Origin of the sequence: Paraburkholderia sp. SIMBA_027 (genome assembly GCF_046535315.1) — a bacterium.
In the GTDB taxonomy this organism is placed as follows: Bacteria; Pseudomonadota; Gammaproteobacteria; order Burkholderiales; family Burkholderiaceae; genus Paraburkholderia; species Paraburkholderia tropica.
Genome location: NZ_JAWRWY010001236.1, coordinates 1 through 250, shown reverse-complemented (window position 1 = coordinate 250; position 250 = coordinate 1). Strand labels below are relative to the sequence as shown.

Sequence of the window (250 nt, the reverse complement as noted above, 5' to 3'; positions counted from 1 at the left end):
ACCATTCTTGGCGACGGCAGCGTGGCACTGATTGTTGATGTCTCCGCCTTGCAGGCGATAAACCGCGAACAACGTATGGCGAACACCTCCGCCTGAATGAGTAAAAAGGTAACAATATGACCGGTATGACGAATGTAACAAAGCTGGCCAGCGAGCCGTCAGGCCAGGAATTTCTGGTATTTACCCTTGGTGATGAAGAGTACGGTATTGATATCCTGAAAGTGCAGGAGATCCGTGGCTACGATCAGGT

The 250-nt window shown here is 50.4% G+C and carries 1 protein-coding gene; it reads left to right on the top strand.

Features of this window, described 5'->3' with window-relative positions; all coding sequences use genetic code 11:
• Positions 1–116: 116 nt before the first annotated feature.
• Positions 117–250 (top strand): chemotaxis protein CheW (locus SB764_RS43090; protein WP_049393342.1); only part of this gene is annotated, 134 nt, incomplete at its 3' end.